At 40.8% G+C, this 16,028-nt stretch carries 15 protein-coding genes; all 15 read left to right on the plus strand.

What is annotated here, in order from left to right; translation table 11 throughout:
- Window positions 1–52 precede the first annotated feature (52 nt).
- The 15 genes from SporoP32a_RS11275 to SporoP32a_RS11345 all read left to right on the plus strand — a co-directional run bounded on the left by SporoP32a_RS11275 (window position 53) and on the right by SporoP32a_RS11345 (window position 15,827).
- Window positions 53–1,012, plus strand: coding sequence for a C-terminal binding protein (locus SporoP32a_RS11275; protein ID WP_085427968.1), 960 nt, complete (start codon window positions 53–55; stop codon window positions 1,010–1,012).
- 67 nt (window positions 1,013–1,079) lie between these two features.
- The gene (gene allD, locus SporoP32a_RS11280; RefSeq protein ID WP_085427969.1) at window positions 1,080–2,120 is read left to right on the plus strand and encodes an ureidoglycolate dehydrogenase; all 1,041 of its coding nucleotides are present in this window, start codon (window positions 1,080–1,082) and stop codon (window positions 2,118–2,120) included.
- 198 nt (window positions 2,121–2,318) lie between these two features.
- Window positions 2,319–3,104, plus strand: coding sequence for an IclR family transcriptional regulator (locus SporoP32a_RS11285; RefSeq protein ID WP_085427970.1), 786 nt, complete (start codon window positions 2,319–2,321; stop codon window positions 3,102–3,104).
- A gap of 20 nt (window positions 3,105–3,124) precedes the next feature.
- Window positions 3,125–4,597 carry an alpha-ketoglutaric semialdehyde dehydrogenase GucD gene (gene gucD, locus SporoP32a_RS11290; protein ID WP_085427971.1) on the plus strand — a complete coding sequence of 491 codons (1,473 nt, stop codon included), beginning with the start codon at window positions 3,125–3,127 and terminating at the stop codon, window positions 4,595–4,597.
- Between the two features lie 45 nt (window positions 4,598–4,642).
- Window positions 4,643–5,593, plus strand: a complete 951-nt coding sequence (locus SporoP32a_RS11295; RefSeq protein ID WP_085429064.1) for a U32 family peptidase — start codon at window positions 4,643–4,645, stop codon at window positions 5,591–5,593.
- Window positions 5,594–5,628: 35 nt separating this feature from the next.
- Entirely contained in the window at window positions 5,629–6,831 is a 1,203-nt protein-coding gene (locus SporoP32a_RS11300) for a UxaA family hydrolase (RefSeq protein WP_085427972.1), read from the plus strand.
- A gap of 18 nt (window positions 6,832–6,849) precedes the next feature.
- Complete coding sequence (locus SporoP32a_RS11305; protein WP_085427973.1) at window positions 6,850–7,164, plus strand: UxaA family hydrolase; 315 nt, start codon at window positions 6,850–6,852, stop codon at window positions 7,162–7,164.
- 33 nt (window positions 7,165–7,197) lie between these two features.
- Window positions 7,198–8,355, plus strand: coding sequence for a UxaA family hydrolase (locus tag SporoP32a_RS11310; RefSeq protein ID WP_085427974.1), 1,158 nt, complete (start codon window positions 7,198–7,200; stop codon window positions 8,353–8,355).
- A gap of 57 nt (window positions 8,356–8,412) precedes the next feature.
- Entirely contained in the window at window positions 8,413–9,477 is a 1,065-nt protein-coding gene (locus tag SporoP32a_RS11315; RefSeq protein WP_085427975.1) for a 2-keto-3-deoxygluconate permease, read from the plus strand.
- A 97-nt stretch (window positions 9,478–9,574) separates the two neighbouring features.
- Window positions 9,575–9,898, plus strand: a complete 324-nt coding sequence (locus SporoP32a_RS11320; protein ID WP_085427976.1) for a GNAT family N-acetyltransferase — start codon at window positions 9,575–9,577, stop codon at window positions 9,896–9,898.
- Between the two features lie 121 nt (window positions 9,899–10,019).
- On the plus strand, window positions 10,020–11,381 hold the full coding sequence (locus SporoP32a_RS11325) for an alkaline phosphatase (protein WP_157129968.1): 1,362 nt from the start codon (window positions 10,020–10,022) through the stop codon (window positions 11,379–11,381).
- A gap of 226 nt (window positions 11,382–11,607) precedes the next feature.
- A complete protein-coding gene (locus SporoP32a_RS11330) occupies window positions 11,608–12,411 on the plus strand; it encodes a conserved phage C-terminal domain-containing protein (protein WP_198166150.1) in 804 nt (267 codons plus the stop codon).
- Window positions 12,392–13,672, plus strand: coding sequence for a replicative DNA helicase (locus SporoP32a_RS11335; protein ID WP_198166151.1), 1,281 nt, complete (start codon window positions 12,392–12,394; stop codon window positions 13,670–13,672). The genes SporoP32a_RS11330 and SporoP32a_RS11335 overlap by 20 nt, the downstream gene beginning before the upstream one ends.
- Window positions 13,669–14,163 carry a hypothetical protein gene (locus tag SporoP32a_RS11340; protein WP_085427979.1) on the plus strand — a complete coding sequence of 165 codons (495 nt, stop codon included), beginning with the start codon at window positions 13,669–13,671 and terminating at the stop codon, window positions 14,161–14,163. Before SporoP32a_RS11335 ends, SporoP32a_RS11340 begins: the two co-directional genes overlap by 4 nt.
- 194 nt (window positions 14,164–14,357) lie before the next feature.
- A complete protein-coding gene (locus SporoP32a_RS11345) occupies window positions 14,358–15,827 on the plus strand; it encodes a methyl-accepting chemotaxis protein (RefSeq protein WP_085427980.1) in 1,470 nt (489 codons plus the stop codon).
- The last annotated feature ends 201 nt before the right edge of the window (window positions 15,828–16,028 follow it).

The raw sequence follows: 16,028 nt of genomic DNA on the forward strand, positions 1-16,028 counted from the left end.
AGATAATCACTATATGTTGTGAAGAAATATCCAATAAGGAGTGAAGATTATTATGGCTTTTAAAGTAGTTATCACTGATTATGAATTTGACAAATTGAATTATGAAGAAAACGTATTTAAGGAAAGCGGTCTTGATATACATTTTGTCAAAGCTCAGTGCCGCACAGAACAAGAGGTAATTGAAGCAGCTAAAGATGCAGATGCTATCATAAACCAATACGCTCCACTAAACGCTAAGGTTCTGAATGAGTTAACGAATTGTAAAGTCATATCGAGGTACGGGGTAGGAGTGGATACGATTGATCTTGAGGTAGCTAAACAGAAGGGTATCGCAGTTTGCAATGTTCCGGACTATGGAATAGAAGAGGTTTCAAATCATGCGTTGGCACTCTTGATGTCTTGGTCAAGAAAGATCGTGGAATTAAATAATGCGGTAAAGAACGGAAGTTGGGACTTCAGTATTAGTCCGCCGGTTTATCGTTTTAAAAATCGCGTATTTGCAGTGATCGGTTTCGGCAAGATTCCAAGGCGTGTAATTGAGAAAGTTCAACCTTTAGGCTTCACATTAATAGGATATGATCCGTTTGTTTCAGCAGAGGAAATGGCAAAATACAATGTAAAGAAAGTAGACCTTGATGAAGCGTTAACACAATCTGATATTATTTCACTTCATGTTCCGCTTGTAAAAGATACACATCACTTGATTAACCTCAGTAATGTTAATGATTTAAAAGATGGTGTCTTTATTCTAAATACAGCGAGAGGTCCAATTATTGAGACAGAGGCATTAATCCAAGGTTTGCGTAGCGGTAAAATTGCGGGAGCAGCGCTTGACGTTGTAGAAATTGAGCCTGTACCAGAGGATCACGAATTATTGGAATTTTCCAATGTCTACATCACGCCTCATAGTGCCTTTTACTCAGTCGAGGCAGTGGAGGAGTTACGTACTAAGACTGCTAGGAACATTGTCGAAGCCTTGGAAGGATCAGTACTCACATACCAAGTGGTGTGAAAAATATTAAAAGAGATATTTATTTTATCATAGATATCTCTTTTATTTTTGAATAGGGGAGCTTTTTATGGCAACTTTTAAAATTGAGTCGGAACAATTGGAACAACTTATAACTGAACGTTTAGTTGAAAGTGGCATATCACTCGAGCATGCAAGTATTGTTGCCGATGTGTTGGCTTTCGCTGATACACGTGGTGTGAAATCCCATGGAATTATGAGATTACAGCATTATATTGACAGAATACAGGAAGGCGGCATTAATAAGAATGCCCAAATTACTGTAGAAGCAGTGAATGATGTAATCGTTAAAGTGGACGGTGATAATGGGTTAGGACATGTCGTGGCAAAAATTGCTATGAATGAAGCCATATCTATTTCTAGGGAAAAGGGCATTGGTGTATCTATAGCTTCTAACTCGAGTCATTCCGGAGCGCTTGGCTATTATGCAGATCAGGCAGCTAGGGAGGGAGTGATTGGTATCACTTTCGCACAGGCGGATGCTCTCGTAGCACCGTATGGAGCTAGATCTGCATTTCTTGGGGCTAACCCGCTGGCGGTAGGAATCCCACATGAAGACCGTCCGATTGTACTAGATATGTCTACGAGTAACGTGGCATTCGGGAAAGTCATGATTGAAAAGGAACGAGGAAATAAGATTCCTATGGATTGGGGACTTGATGAACACGGTGTTCCAACAGATGATCCAGACAAAGTTAAAGCTTTGCAGCCTATGGGTGGAGCGAAGGGCTACGGACTTGCTATCCTTGTAGACGTTCTTTCTGGTATTTTATCAGGAGGGCAATTTGGTAAGCATATTAAACCAATGTACGGGGATTTAAAGGAAAGTAGAAGGTTAGGTCAGTTTTTCCTGGCAATCAATCCGGAGTTCTTTGTTGGCCAAGAATACTTCCTCGATATGATGAAGCGGTTTGTAGAAGAACTGCATGCATGTGAACCAGCCCCTGGGCACACTAAAGTATACGTTCCTGGAGAAAGATCGATTGAGAATCAGATGAGGGCAAATTTAGAAGGCATTGAAATTGAAGAAGATATGTACGAAATTTTGACTGGAAAGAAAAGATCAAATAAAAATACTGCGTGTAAATAACCGTGATTCGCGTGGATGTATGAAGTATCTCGTCTCTCAAGATCATCCATTATAACAGCAACATATCCAGTCGGACAAAATGTTCTGAATTTAACAAAATTAATTATTGTAACTTCAGTTTTTTTGTGATAAGGTTGTTTTAAGGTTTTATATAAAGAACTGGGTTCTCTATATAAAACCAGGAAGGCGGTTATCGAATTGAGCAATAAGTACTGGGTACCTGCTATCGAAAGGGCAGATTTGTTACTTAGAGAAATTAGTAAACATCCAAATGAATTACGGTTAATAGATTTATCGAAAAGGCTAGAGATAAATAAAAGTTCTCTTTATTCCTTACTGAACACATTAGAAACATTAGGGTGGATTATCAAGACTGCTACAGACAGTTATAATCTAGGTTCAACCCTTGGTACTTTTAATTCAATGTATTTGAGTCAATTCAATTTGATACAGTGCTTCTATAAAGAAGCACAAGAGGCTGTGTCCAATATTCAAGAACACATTCAATTGGGTACGCTTGAAGGTAATGATGTTGTGTACTTAGGAAAGGTAGAGGCGAAGACAAGGGTTCAGCTTGTTACGGAGCCAGGTATGCGTTTCCCGGCTTATGCATCTGCTGTAGGAAAAGTTCAATTAATTAATCACACGGCAGAAGAAATAGAAGATCTATTTCCTATTAAAACGTGGGATAAAAAGACTGAATTCACAACTTCTAATATTGAAGAACTTTGTAGCAAGGTATCGTTAGCAAAAACGAAAGGTTATGCGGTTGAGAATCAAGAGTCTGCTTTAGGTTTTCACTGTGTTGCTGCGCCTATCTATAATTTTGAAAAACAAATTATTGCAGGTATCAGCTTTACGATGCCAACGAATAGCTGGGAAGATAAATTTGAGGCAGCAAAAGAAGAGATTATCAAACTTGCAGCCAATTTATCGAAACTAGCCGGATATCAAGAAGTGTCAAAGGAAGCTACAACACTATAATTATACAACTACTGGGAGGAATAGAAATGGTTACTAAAAATAATAGTGCAACGTTTAAGAACTTTATTAATAATGAATGGGTTTCATCACAGTCGAATGAAGTACTAGAGAGTATTAGCCCTATGAATAAGAACGAGGTTGTAGGCTTCGTACAGAAATCAACTCAAGAAGATCTGGACAAGGCATTCAAAGCTGCCGAGGGTGCTAAGAGTGCATGGAGAAAGATTGGTCAACATGCAAGAGGGCAGTTTTTGTTTAAAGTAGCAGATATCATCGAGCAGAATATTGATGATATCGCAGAAACTGCTACTAGGGAGATGGGAAAAACGCTTCCAGAAGCAAAAGGTGAAACAGCTCGTGGCGTTGCAATCTTAAGATACTATGCAGGAGAAGGCATGAGAAAGAATGGGGATGTCATTCCTGCTTCTGACAAAGATGCTTTGATGTTCACGAGGCGCGTACCAGCTGGCGTAGTGGGAATCATTACTCCTTGGAATTTTCCAGTAGCGATTCCGATTTGGAAACTGGCACCTGCTCTTGTATACGGAAATACTGTTGTGTTCAAACCAGCGACAGAAGCTTCAGTTACTGCTGCCAAGATTATCGAATGTTTTGCAAAAGCCGGACTACCTAAAGGTGTCTTAAACTTCATCGTAGGTTCTGGATCAGTTATTGGACAAGGGATGATTGAGCATTCCTCTTTGAACGCAATTACTTTCACAGGATCAGAAAATGTAGGGAAATCAGTAGCTAAAGGGGCTGCAGAAAGTGGCGTAAAATACCAAATTGAAATGGGTGGAAAAAACCCTGTAATAGTTTCCAAAGATGCGGATCTTGATAATGCGGTAGAAGCAGTAATAAGCGGGGCTTTTCGTTCGACAGGGCAAAAATGCACTGCCACTAGTAAGGTCATTGTAGAAAGCGCTATCTATGATGTATTCAAAAAGAAGTTGCTCGCTGAAACAGAAAAAATCACAGTAGGAAACGGATTAAATGATGGAATCTGGATGGGACCATGTGCTAGTCAGAGCCAATTCGATACAGTAAAAGACTATATTGAAATCGGTAAGTCGGAAGGTGCGACATTGATTGCTGGCGGCGAAGTTCTAAGCGGTGATGAATTCGATAATGGATTCTATCTAACACCTGCAATTTTCGATAATGTCAAAGCAGATATGCGAATTGCACAAGAAGAAATTTTTGGTCCAGTTATCGCATTGATTGAGGCAAGCGACGTGGAAGATGCAATCAAGATTGCAAATGATACAAAATTTGGACTGAGTGCTTCTATCTTCACGTCCAATATAGGTTCATTGATGGAGTTCATCGATGAAATTGAAGTCGGTCTAGTTCGAATTAATGCTGAAAGTGCTGGTGTGGAACTACAAGCACCATTTGGCGGAATGAAAGGCTCAGGCTATGGGTCACGTGAACAAGGAGAAGCAGCACAAGAGTTTTACACGGAGATCAAGACAGTATTTATTAAGGCATAAAAGTTATAGAACCCAAATTATCCATAAAGGAAGGTATTTACTATGATGAATGAATCCCGGAAGTTATTAGAAAGTCTAGGTTATCCGTCCACTGACTCGAAGGAATTACCGACATCCACGAAGCGGTTCCCAGATGGGGCGCAGTATAGAATCGAACTACCAAGTACTGAAGGTCCTGTTGCCTTAAAAGAGACTTTAAAAGAACTTGACCGTCTTGGGATTACAGTTCATAGAATTTCTCAAGGAAGCGGTATAATGCTTCAAACAGATGAAGAAATCAAAGAGATGTGCGAACTTACTGCTGAGCGTGGAATTGAACTTAGTTTGTTTGTAGGTCCACGTGGTACATGGGATATCAGTGCTCAACCTTTCACTTCGGGAGGGAAATCGATAGGTAATCGCCATGAAGGTGCGGATCAGCTCGTTTATGCGATGGAAGATCTTAAGCGTGGTGCAAATTTAGGGCTGCGCGGTGCACTTGTAGCAGATGAAGGACTAGTACTTTTGACGAAGGAAATGAAAAAGGCAGGACAACTGCCAGAGGACTTCATTGTAAAAGCTTCTGTTCAAATTGGATCGGCAAATCCTGTGTCCGTAAAATTAATGCAAGATATTGGAGCTGATACGTATAATGTACCAACGGCTTTGACTCTATCAAAGTTAGCGTCTATTCGTCAGGCAATTGATATTCCGATTGATCTGTACATCGAAGCACCGGATAATTTAGGAGGATTCCTTCGCTATTACGAGATTCCAGAAATCATTCGTGTTCTTGCACCTGTATATATTAAGTTTGGCCTACGTAACCATCCAGACGTTTATCCTTCTGGTCAACAGTTTGAGGCTCTGAATAATTCATTGGTCAAAGAGCGTGTTAGAAGAGCCTCTATTGGCATTCAAATGATTGAGCGGTACTGCCCTGAAGCGAAAACTTCAGAACTAGGTGCTGAGGGACTTGGCATTGCCAAAGTGAATACTTCAAATGTTTCTAATTAACAACCTGAATAATTGATGCGAATGAAACAGTAAATATGGTAGATGATCCTGGTAACTATTTGCGCCAGGATCATTTACTAATACCTTCTATTACAGCGGGAAGAAAGGTGAAGGTGGCTATGGGATATTCTTTTAAAGGTTATATGAGAAGCGATGGTTCAGCGGGAACTAGAAATAATATAGGGATTATCAGCTCAGTCATTTGCTCAAGTACTGTGACAAATGAAATTGCGAGTAAGATTGATTATGCGGTACCGATTGTTCACTCTAATGGTTGTGCACAATTAGGCGATGATTTCAGTGTCACAAAAAGTATGTTATCGGGAGTTGCAGAAAATCCAAACTTCCACAGTAATCTATTAATAGGCTTAGGATGTGAAACCAATCAAGTGACTGGTTTATTAGCGGCTATACCTAACGTTAAGCCGATTGATGGATTTAGCATTCAGCAAATGGCGGGTGGAACTAATACAGTTGCTAAAGGTGTTGCGATTGCCAGCGAATGGTCTAAAGACATCACTAATGAGCAAAGAACGGACCTACCAATTTCTAAGCTGAAAATCGGGGTCATTACAACGGATATGGACGAACAGACATTAGCAATAACTACTCCAGTTGTAAGCGCTTTAATTGATGAACTATTAGAAAACGATTCGACGGTTATTTGCAGTCTGACCAGAACACTTGAACCGAGTGGCAAGATTCTTGCTACAAAAACTAAAGATACGCGATCAAAGGAAATGCTGAAAACACTGAGTGAAGGTCTTAATCGCCGTAGATGGGAAAATGATGAAGGCTATGCACTTTCAGTATTCTCTGATGAAGAGAAGAGCCTTGCTGCGCATGAAGCGAGACTATTAGGCTCTAAGGATTTGGTAGAATTTTTAAATATCAACGAAAAACCGTCCAATAGAGGATTATATCTTTTAAAGTCATCTGACAATATTGTCGAAACGATTTCCAACTTCGTTTCGGTAGGATGCAATGTGGCGCTCATTATTTCAAAAGAAGGAATCCTAACAACTTCCAACGTTATCCCTTGTATTAGCCTAGCACCCTGTAATGAGAGTCAGATTCATCGTGATCATGTAGACTTTTATATAGCGCGAGGCAATGAAGAGAAACAAACAGTTACCCTTTTAGAAAAATTACTTCAAGTAAGCTCAGGGGAACTAACTGCATTAGAAGAATATGAATTAGGGGAATTTGCAATCCCGCATATTGGTACAACGTTCTGATGAAGGGGAGAGATAAGCATGGAAGTTAGTTATAACGCTTTAAAATTGCATCCAAAAGATAATGTGGCCGTTGCGTTAAAGCGGATTAGTGAAGGTGAAATAGTATTTATCAGTAATTTCGAAAGTAATCTAGTTGCCTTGGAGGAAATTCCCTACGGTCATAAAATATCGTTACATGTTATAAACGAAAACGAGGAAATTAAAAAATATGGAGAGTGTATGGGCAAGGCTACAAATGAGATTCTTGTAGCTTCTCATGTTCATGTACATAACGTTCGTGGTCTAAACGAAAACGAAAGACTGGAAATTATTAATCATGTAATGGAAGCCTAGAACCATAATCTTCTGCATACGGGGGAATCAAACATGAAGACATTCGACGGATATCGTAGACCTGACGGCAGCATTGGCGTCAGAAACCATGTGATCGTAATCAATACAGTTGGGGAATTAAGTGCACTTACTAGGAAAATAGCCAATTTGACTCCGGGTGTTATCCCAGTTATTCATCACGGAGGGGTAGCTCAATTCCCGGAAGATCATACACAGACATTACGAACGCTAGTAGGAACTGCTGGTCATTCTAATGTAAGCGCCACACTGGTAGTAGGCACAGAAAATGATCCAATAGCGCAAGAAATTTATAAAATTTTAAAGAAAAAGGGGAAGCCAGTCCATACAGTTTGTTTAAATAAGAACCAGAAAATACCGGAAATCCTGCATGAAGGAAGATCCTGGTTGTTGACGGCTTTAGAAAATAGTAAAAAAGAAGTTCGTGAGCAATGTGATATTACTGAACTAATTGTTGGATTAGAGTGCGGAGGATCAGATGCATGGTCCGGAATCACAGCCAATCCTTCTATAGGAGCATTTTCCGATATGATTATCCGCGAGGGTGGTACAAGCGTCTTAGCAGAAACTACTGAAGCGATTGGAGCTGAGCATATTTTGGCAAGCAACGCGATAAATCGTGAAGTAGGAAGAGAGTTCTTGGATATTGTTCGAACTTACGAGCACCGAATAAAGCAGACCGGGGAAGATATCCGTTCCGCGAATCCAACCCCGGGCAATATGGCGGGCGGACTAACTACACTTGAAGAAAAGTCGCTTGGCTGTATAAAGAAAGGGGGCGGCACGCCTCTAAAAGAAGTCATTTCATATGCAGGAAAACCGACTGAGAAAGGTTTTGTGTTTATGGACACCCCTGGGTATGACGTTGAGTCGGTATGTGGATTAGCAGCAGGTGGTGCACAGGTAGTGCTGTTCTCTACTGGTAAAGGATCCCCGACAGGCTCACCAATCGTTCCGGTTATTAAAATCGGTACAAACCCTAAAGTTTATGAGATCATGTCCGAACATATCGATATTAATGCAGGTAAAATCATAGACCAAAACAAAAGCATAAATGATATTGGTAAAGAGATTTTTGACAAAGTCATTACTGTATCCAATGGGGAAAAGACTGCAGCCGAGAATGAACTAAATCAAGAATTCGCCATTTGGAGACTAGCTGAAAGTATATAAGTAACCTTATTGCAGCTGAAGAGAATTAAAGTAAAATATTAGAAGGTGGGGAAACTTATGATAAAAAAGAACTTGGAGAGAATTCCTGGAGGTATGATGGTCGTACCTCTTCTTCTGGCAGCAGTTATTAACACATTCTTCCCTGAACTTCTGCGAATTGGTGGCTTTACTCAAGCGTTGTTCGTAGATTCCGTTCCAGTTCTAGCAGCACTTTACCTATTAACAGCGGGAGCTCAATTAAACATTAGAAGCTTTGGTGTAAGTGTTGCAAAAGGCGCGACACTACTCGCACTAAAATGGTTCGTTGCCGGTGTCTTCACTTTCTTAGCATACTTCCTAGCTGGACCAAACGGGTTATGGCTTGGTTTAGCACCACTTGCAGTTATGGCAGCTATGTCAAATAGTAATGGAATCGTCTACATGGCGGTAGCTTCACAATATGGAAATAAAGAAGACAAAGCTGCCTATTCGGTACTCGTATTGAATGACGGCCCGCTTCTAACGATGGTTGCTTTATCCATATTTGGAGCAATGGGATTCGTTGAAGGCATGTTTTCTGCAACTGCTTTCATAACAGTATTGCTTCCATTAATTATTGGAATTATCATTGGTAATACTGATATGGAATTACGGGATATGTTGGTGAAAGGGTCCGATATGATTATCCCATTCTTATCATTCGCATTAGGTATGGGCATCAACTTGACAGATGTTGTAAAAGGTGGGGCGAGCGGAATCTTGCTTGGTGTTGTTACAGTGGTTTTCACTGGTGGAGCAGCTTACCTAGTATTTAAGGCGTTGGGTTGGAATCCGATTGTTGGGGCTGCGGAAGGAACTACTGCTGGAAATGCAGTCATGGTACCTGGCGTTATTGCAGCTGCCAATGCATCATTTTTAAGCATTGCACCGTTAGCTACTGTTCAAGTTGCAGCTTCAGCCGTTACAACAGCAATTCTAATTCCAATTGTACTTGCTATATTGGTAAAGTATACAAAGTTTGAAGGTCAGCGCCTAATGCCAGAAGACGAAGCGTTAAATATTCGGAATGATGGCATTATTGAAAATGAAAACGTTAGGTTACAACGGAGAGGAATTAGTATGAGTGAGAGTACCTCCGAATAAAGTGAATAGGCACACCACCTGAAAATTGAAGTTCGGGGTATTGGATTCTTTACTTTGTTCGTATTGCAGATAAGTAAAAGATTGACGGAGGTAAACTATGTTTACCCATGATTATTCCAAAACAGTATTCATTCAAAACAACGAAGTATTTGTTTGGGAAGTCGATGGACGAGTCGTGTCTATGATGAAAAAAGCGCGTCCGACGAAGCATGGCGTGACGGTTTCGATGGTGTTCACTCCTGAAGATGAACGCAAGAAAGGTTATGCTCGATCGCTTGTCGCAAAAGTATCTGCGGAATTACTAAAAGAATACGATTTTTGTATTTTATTTACAGACCTGGCCAATCCGACAGCGAATAAAATTTACCGAGAGATTGGATATCAACAAATTACCGAGTTTGCGCACGTGGAATGGCTATAGAAAAGTAAAAAAATATTGTTCATAACAACTCATTCCTTACAAAACATTTACACAACCTTCTCTGTATATTAATAAACTTCCCGTAGAGTAGAAGTTGATTACAAATACAGGAGGTTGTTTATTGTTGAAGAAAATCGTACCCGTAGTAGCACTATCGGCTGCATTAATTGGTGGAGCCATCTGGACTGGGAATTATTCAGCGAGTTCGGATGATGAAGTGAAACAGGACGACGCACCGGAGATCAAGAATGTCATATTTTTGATTGGGGATGGCATGGGGAGTTCCTATACATCCGCTTATCGTTACTTCAAAGATGACCCGACTACCCCTGAGATAGAATTAACAGCGTTCGATCAACATCTAGTTGGACAACAAATGACGTATCCTGATGATGACGAAGAGTCAATTACAGATTCAGCGTCCGCAGCAACGGCTATGTCGTCAGGTATTAAAACATATAATAATGCCATTGCAGTGGATAAAAAGAAGGAGCGTGTGCAAACTGTCCTCGAAGCGGCAAAAGAAGCCGGCAAATCGACTGGACTTGTTGCTACTTCTGAAATTACACATGCGACACCTGCAGCTTACGGTGCCCATAATGAAAGTAGAAAGAATATGGATGAGATCGCCGATGATTATTACAATGAACGCATCAACGGTGAGCACACAATCGATGTCCTTCTGGGCGGTGGAAAAAAACACTTTGTCAGGGAAGACTTGAGCCATGCGCATTCATTCGAACTGGATGGATATGGATATGTCACAACAAAAGAAGAATTATTGAAGAATAAGAATGATAAAATACTTGGATTGTTCGCAGATGGCGGCATGTCCAAAATGATCGATCGTCCAGCAGAAACACCTTCATTGGAAGATATGACAGAAGCGGCGATTGAGCGACTGAAGAAAAACGAAGATGGATTTTTCCTTATGGTCGAAGGAAGCCAAGTCGACTGGGCGGGGCATGACAATGATATTGTCGGTGCGATGAGTGAAATGGAAGACTTCGATAAAGCGTTCCAAGCAGCCATCGAATTTGCTAAACAAGATGAGCATACATTAGTCGTTGCGACTGCGGATCATTCAACTGGCGGATTTTCCATAGGAGCGGATGGCGTATATGATTGGTCAGTTGATGTGATCAAAGCAGTGAAACGCACACCGGCATTCATTTCGCAACAAATTGCAAACGGTTCAGATGTAGAAGAGACATTGATACGCTACATCGACCAAGAAAGTTTTCCGTTAGACCAGAAGGAAATAGAAGCAGTCCAAGCGGCAGGTACAGAGACCGATGATATTGAAACAGCTATCAAACAAATCGTCGACAAACGCTCCTATACAGGTTGGACAACCGGTGGACATACAGGTGAAGATGTACCTGTTTATGCATATGGACCGTCTAAAGAGCGCTTTACAGGTCTGTTAGATAATACGGATCATGCGAATATTATTTTTGAAATTATTGCGGGTAAGAAGTAGGCTCGCAGTCGACAACGTGGAGAAGTATATATAAAAAGTACTAACGTTCATCATTTGTAATAAAGCGTCACAACAAAGAAGTTACAGCTCAAAACACGAGCCGTAACTTCTTTTTTGTGCGCAAATTTAAGCAAATAAAAAATAAAAATAAAAAAGCAGTATCCTTTTTGAAAATACTCTCTATATGACTAATGAAAGAGAAATTAACCAGAGAGGGGCGCGAGAAATGAAACGACCAATCCAAGATGTCAGAATACCGTTTTCACCTAAATTCGCAGCAGTAGTCGGCATTAACGAAGCACTATTTCTGCAACAATTGCATTATCGATTACAGATATCAACCAATATCCATCACGGCCATAAGTGGGTGTATAACACTTACAAGCAATGGACGGATGAGTTTCCTTGCTGGACGATTCATCTAATTAAAAGGCTCATCACCAAACTTGAGAGAGAAGGATTGATCATTACATCGGAGTACAACAAAATGCCGATGGACAGAACGAAGTGGTATCGAATTGATTATGAAAAGCTGTCACAGCAAGGGGGCGGATTTGTACCATTCGAGCAGACGGAATCAGTCTACTCAGAAGAGCAAAACCGTCTGTCAGAGAAGAGCGTTTTGCTCCCAGCAATAACCAAAGAACTTAAACAAACGACAAAGAATAAAAGAGCGAGCGAGAAAGATCTCGCCACTATTTCTTCTGTCATTGAGTATTTAAACCAAAAAGCTTCTAAACGATTCAGGCACAATACGAACACGACGATGGACCTTCTTCATGAGCGGATCAAAGAAGGCTACACACTGGATGATTTCAAATTAGTGATTGATACGAAAGTAGCGCAATGGCTTCATCACCCACAATTCCGTCACTACTTACAACCATCCACATTATTTAAAGCAGAGAAATTTGAAAACTATTTGAATGAAACCCCAGTTGAAATGAGTCGAACGATTGTATTGGATTACGTATCACCCACATTAGATTTTGAAAAAGGAGAGAATGCATATGAGTTACGAACTTGCTGAAAAAAGCTTACTAGGTGCGATGTTTGAAGAAAATTATTTAATTCTCGATAGTCTCATGCAAGCGAGATTTTTCCAAGGACATGTCAATCAAACGATCTACACTGTTATGCGGGAATTGGCACAGGAAGGGAAATCAGTAGACTATATTACCGTTCTGACGAGAAGAGAACCGAGTGAGCTAGGGGGAGTCAATTACGTATATGGGCTCAAACGATTTGCGAATGTCGTACGTTTTGATGAATACGAAGAAATGATCATAGACCAATGGAAAAAGCAAGAAACGGCACGGCTATTACGGCAAGCGATTGAGCAAAGTTGGAGCACGGATGACATACAGCATGCTTTAGGAGAACTAGAAGAACTCCAAGGCGGTAGAGAACTGACTACTTTAACGGAACATTTACTCGCACAATATGAAAGACCGTTCAAACCGGAGGAAAGAGAGTCTGGTATCTCGACAGGGCTTCGCGATTTGGATAAAATTCTGAACGGCTTTCAAAGTTCTGAATACATCGTCGTCGCGGCTCGACCATCGATGGGGAAGACGGATTTGCTAAACCAATTTGCGCTGCAAGCGAGTCAAGATGGACATATGCCGATCATCTTCTCGCTTGAAATGAGTCGCAATTCGATGATTGACCGAATGATCGCTTCGACAGGTGAATACAATCGCTTACGCATGCGTAATCCGTATAAATACTTCACTGAACCACAAAAAGATCGATGGACACCCACGCTGAATTACTTGAACACTGGTGGAATCCATATTGATGATCGAAGCACAATGACCGTTAGAAAAATTAAAGCGAAAGCACGCAATATCATCAGAACGAATCCAACCAAACGTCCGATAATCTTCATTGATTATCTACAATTCATTCGTCCTGAAGGTAATGTCATCAATCAGACGGTGGCAATCGGACAGATCAGCAATGAATTAAAAGCGATGGCAAAAGAATTCGACTGTCCCGTCGTCGTTCTATCGCAGCTATCAAGAGCATCTGAAACGCGTTACGACAAACATCCCGTCATGAGTGATTTACGTGACTCAGGAAATATTGAACAAGATGCTGACGTCATCGCGCTTCTCCATCGCGAAGATTATTACGCCAGAGATCAAGCGCCGACAAATATAATGGAAATCGAAATTGCCAAACACCGCAACGGACCAACCGGCAAGATCAAGACCATCTACAGCAAAGAAACTGGCAAGCTATATGACTTCGATCAAGACGACTACGAAAGGGGAGAAAACAGATGATCACCGTTCAAGAGATGTTCGATTACGCACTAGAAATGGACTTGTCACACTTGGCCCACAGTATTTACTGGGCCTTACTGACAGAACGCATCACTTTTCTAGACGACAGTGAAAAACTAAAAGGAATAGAATTCGACGAAGTGGAAATTAAGCGATTGATGGAAAAAAACGACTTGAATATCGGCAAAGTAAAATTATTTGTCATGGACGGCCCTGAAGACTGGTACGTCTTTTACCTGGCAGAGCATTCACTGGATGCTTATCGATTACATGAAGAATTATTTCGCGAACGACAACGCAAGATCACACGAGCTGATCGATTGATGACCCGCTATATGACCTTTGTGGAAACCGGTACCGAGGAATGCTTGTATGAACATAAGAAAGAAATCATTACGTACCCAACATATGTCGGCCACGCGAAGGCGGGAGAGCGGACTTTGTATCGAATGGTTGGGGGATCTGATGACGAAGTCTACATATATACATAGAAATTAGAATGGGCTGCAGATAGTATCGAGAGAGTATAGGGACATGATACCGGTTCCAGCCAGAATATTGATAAGTTATATTAATATAATTGAATCGTAATGCCCATATATATAATTCCCTATAAATGGTACATTTTACATAAGGGCTTTCCCTAACTCTCATAGGCCAATCGGCTATCAAAGGAGCATGTAAAATGAAGATAGAAGAACTGAAATTAACCGATTGGATGAAAAAAAACAAGATTATGGCGCTGATTTTTGGACTAGCTGCCGGTCTTGGACTCATTGCACAAGTCATTCTTCAGTCGACTGCAATCATCATTACATCAGTTGCCATACCATTCGTGATCGCACTGCTCTTTTTTGTAGTGATGGGTAAATCAAGATTCATTACGAAGCAATTCCCTTATATCTTGATCTTTTTGAATTTCTGTATTTCGATGAGTCTCATTCTTTTCTCGGGTGCTAACTTAGGAACAATCGGTGTGATTTATCTCGTGTTAGTACTAGGTGCCGTTCATGGGAGAATGCTGATTATGGGTTACGCGTATGTACTGAGTTTGATTGCCATGATCTTTAACCATGTGTATTTCATATCGCCTGATTTAATAAATGGAAGCGGTTCCAATCTTCTTCTCCTCCATTTCCTCGTCGCACTTTCTTTGTTTTTATTAGTGAGACAGAACGGTCGTGTCTTTAATCATGTAGAAGAACTTCTCGCACTCACGTCACAGAAAGCCGAAGAAGAACACGCACTTTCTGGGAAACTCGATGCCGCAGTTACGAAAATCACGTCTAATCTGGCGTATCTCCAAATGAATGCTGAACGGTCCACGATTTCACAGCGCGAAATGTTAGAAGCGGTCAACGAAGTGAGTTCAGGCAGTCAACATCAAGCAGATCATATCTCAGAGATTGCTGAAAACGCGGAACAAACACATGAAGCCATTCAAGAAATTTCGACAGGGCTTTTAGTGCTTGGCGATAAAACAAATGACGCAGGCGCCAAAGCAGAGCAAGGATCTGCACATATGTCTCAGTTAAAAGACAGTCTCGATACATTCGCGGAATTCTTTACAGATTTGAATAATACGTTCGGTATCCTGACGAGTAAAATTAATGAGACGAATGCATTTGCAAGTTCAATCAAACAAATTACCGAGCAAACGAATTTATTAGCGTTGAATGCATCGATTGAAGCCGCGCGTGCAGGACAACATGGTAAAGGATTTGCGGTAGTTGCGGATGAAATCCGTAAACTTGCGGGTTTGACAGATGGAACGTTGAAGAAAATCGACACCAATCTAGTCGAGTTAAATAGCACGAACGCCATCGCTGTGAACAAGCTAGGGGAAGGATTAAAGCAGTTGACGATGCAAAATAGTGTGGCGGATGAATCAAGTGCATCCTTTGTGGCGTTGCACCACGTTATGTCCGCATTGCAAAACGAGTTGACCGAATTTATACATGAATTTGACGTCATTACGGGTCGAACATCGACAATTCGCAAGCACACAGTCGAGTTTGCTGCGGTAGTGGAACAAAGTACGGCAACAGTAGAGGAGTTAAATGCGACGCTGACTGAATTGACGGAAGAACAATCAGAAATCGCGAAGTATATTACAGAAACACATGATGAAGCAGTCGCCATTCGTAGAACCTAATGTAAAAGACGTTATCTCTCAAAACAGGGGAGGTAACGTCTTTTGCATGCAATCTTGGTTTCCAATAAAAACTATTATGCCAAATAGAGAGACAATTGACATGATTACTATTAATATAGATTAAGTAGGTTATCTATGTAGAGTAGAAAATGTATTTACATATATACAAGCAGCTGAGAAGATACTATTCATTAGAGGTGT

The organism is Sporosarcina ureae, from assembly GCF_002109325.1.
Lineage (GTDB): Bacteria > Bacillota > Bacilli > Bacillales_A > Planococcaceae > Sporosarcina > Sporosarcina ureae_C.

What these genes read in the sequence shown, in the direction of transcription:
- SporoP32a_RS11275 (WP_085427968.1), top strand. Translation starts at nt 53, where the DNA reads ATGGCTTTTAAAGTAGTTATCACTGATTATGAATTTGACAAATTGAAT.
- allD (WP_085427969.1), top strand. Translation starts at nt 1,080, where the DNA reads ATGGCAACTTTTAAAATTGAGTCGGAACAATTGGAACAACTTATAACT.
- SporoP32a_RS11295 (WP_085429064.1), top strand. Translation starts at nt 4,643, where the DNA reads ATGAATGAATCCCGGAAGTTATTAGAAAGTCTAGGTTATCCGTCCACT.
- SporoP32a_RS11300 (WP_085427972.1), top strand. Translation starts at nt 5,629, where the DNA reads ATGGTAGATGATCCTGGTAACTATTTGCGCCAGGATCATTTACTAATA.
- SporoP32a_RS11305 (WP_085427973.1), top strand. Translation starts at nt 6,850, where the DNA reads ATGGAAGTTAGTTATAACGCTTTAAAATTGCATCCAAAAGATAATGTG.
- SporoP32a_RS11310 (WP_085427974.1), top strand. Translation starts at nt 7,198, where the DNA reads ATGAAGACATTCGACGGATATCGTAGACCTGACGGCAGCATTGGCGTC.
- SporoP32a_RS11315 (WP_085427975.1), top strand. Translation starts at nt 8,413, where the DNA reads ATGATAAAAAAGAACTTGGAGAGAATTCCTGGAGGTATGATGGTCGTA.
- SporoP32a_RS11320 (WP_085427976.1), top strand. Translation starts at nt 9,575, where the DNA reads ATGTTTACCCATGATTATTCCAAAACAGTATTCATTCAAAACAACGAA.
- SporoP32a_RS11330 (WP_198166150.1), top strand. Translation starts at nt 11,608, where the DNA reads ATGAAACGACCAATCCAAGATGTCAGAATACCGTTTTCACCTAAATTC.
- SporoP32a_RS11335 (WP_198166151.1), top strand. Translation starts at nt 12,392, where the DNA reads ATGAGTTACGAACTTGCTGAAAAAAGCTTACTAGGTGCGATGTTTGAA.
- SporoP32a_RS11340 (WP_085427979.1), top strand. Translation starts at nt 13,669, where the DNA reads ATGATCACCGTTCAAGAGATGTTCGATTACGCACTAGAAATGGACTTG.
- SporoP32a_RS11345 (WP_085427980.1), top strand. Translation starts at nt 14,358, where the DNA reads ATGAAGATAGAAGAACTGAAATTAACCGATTGGATGAAAAAAAACAAG.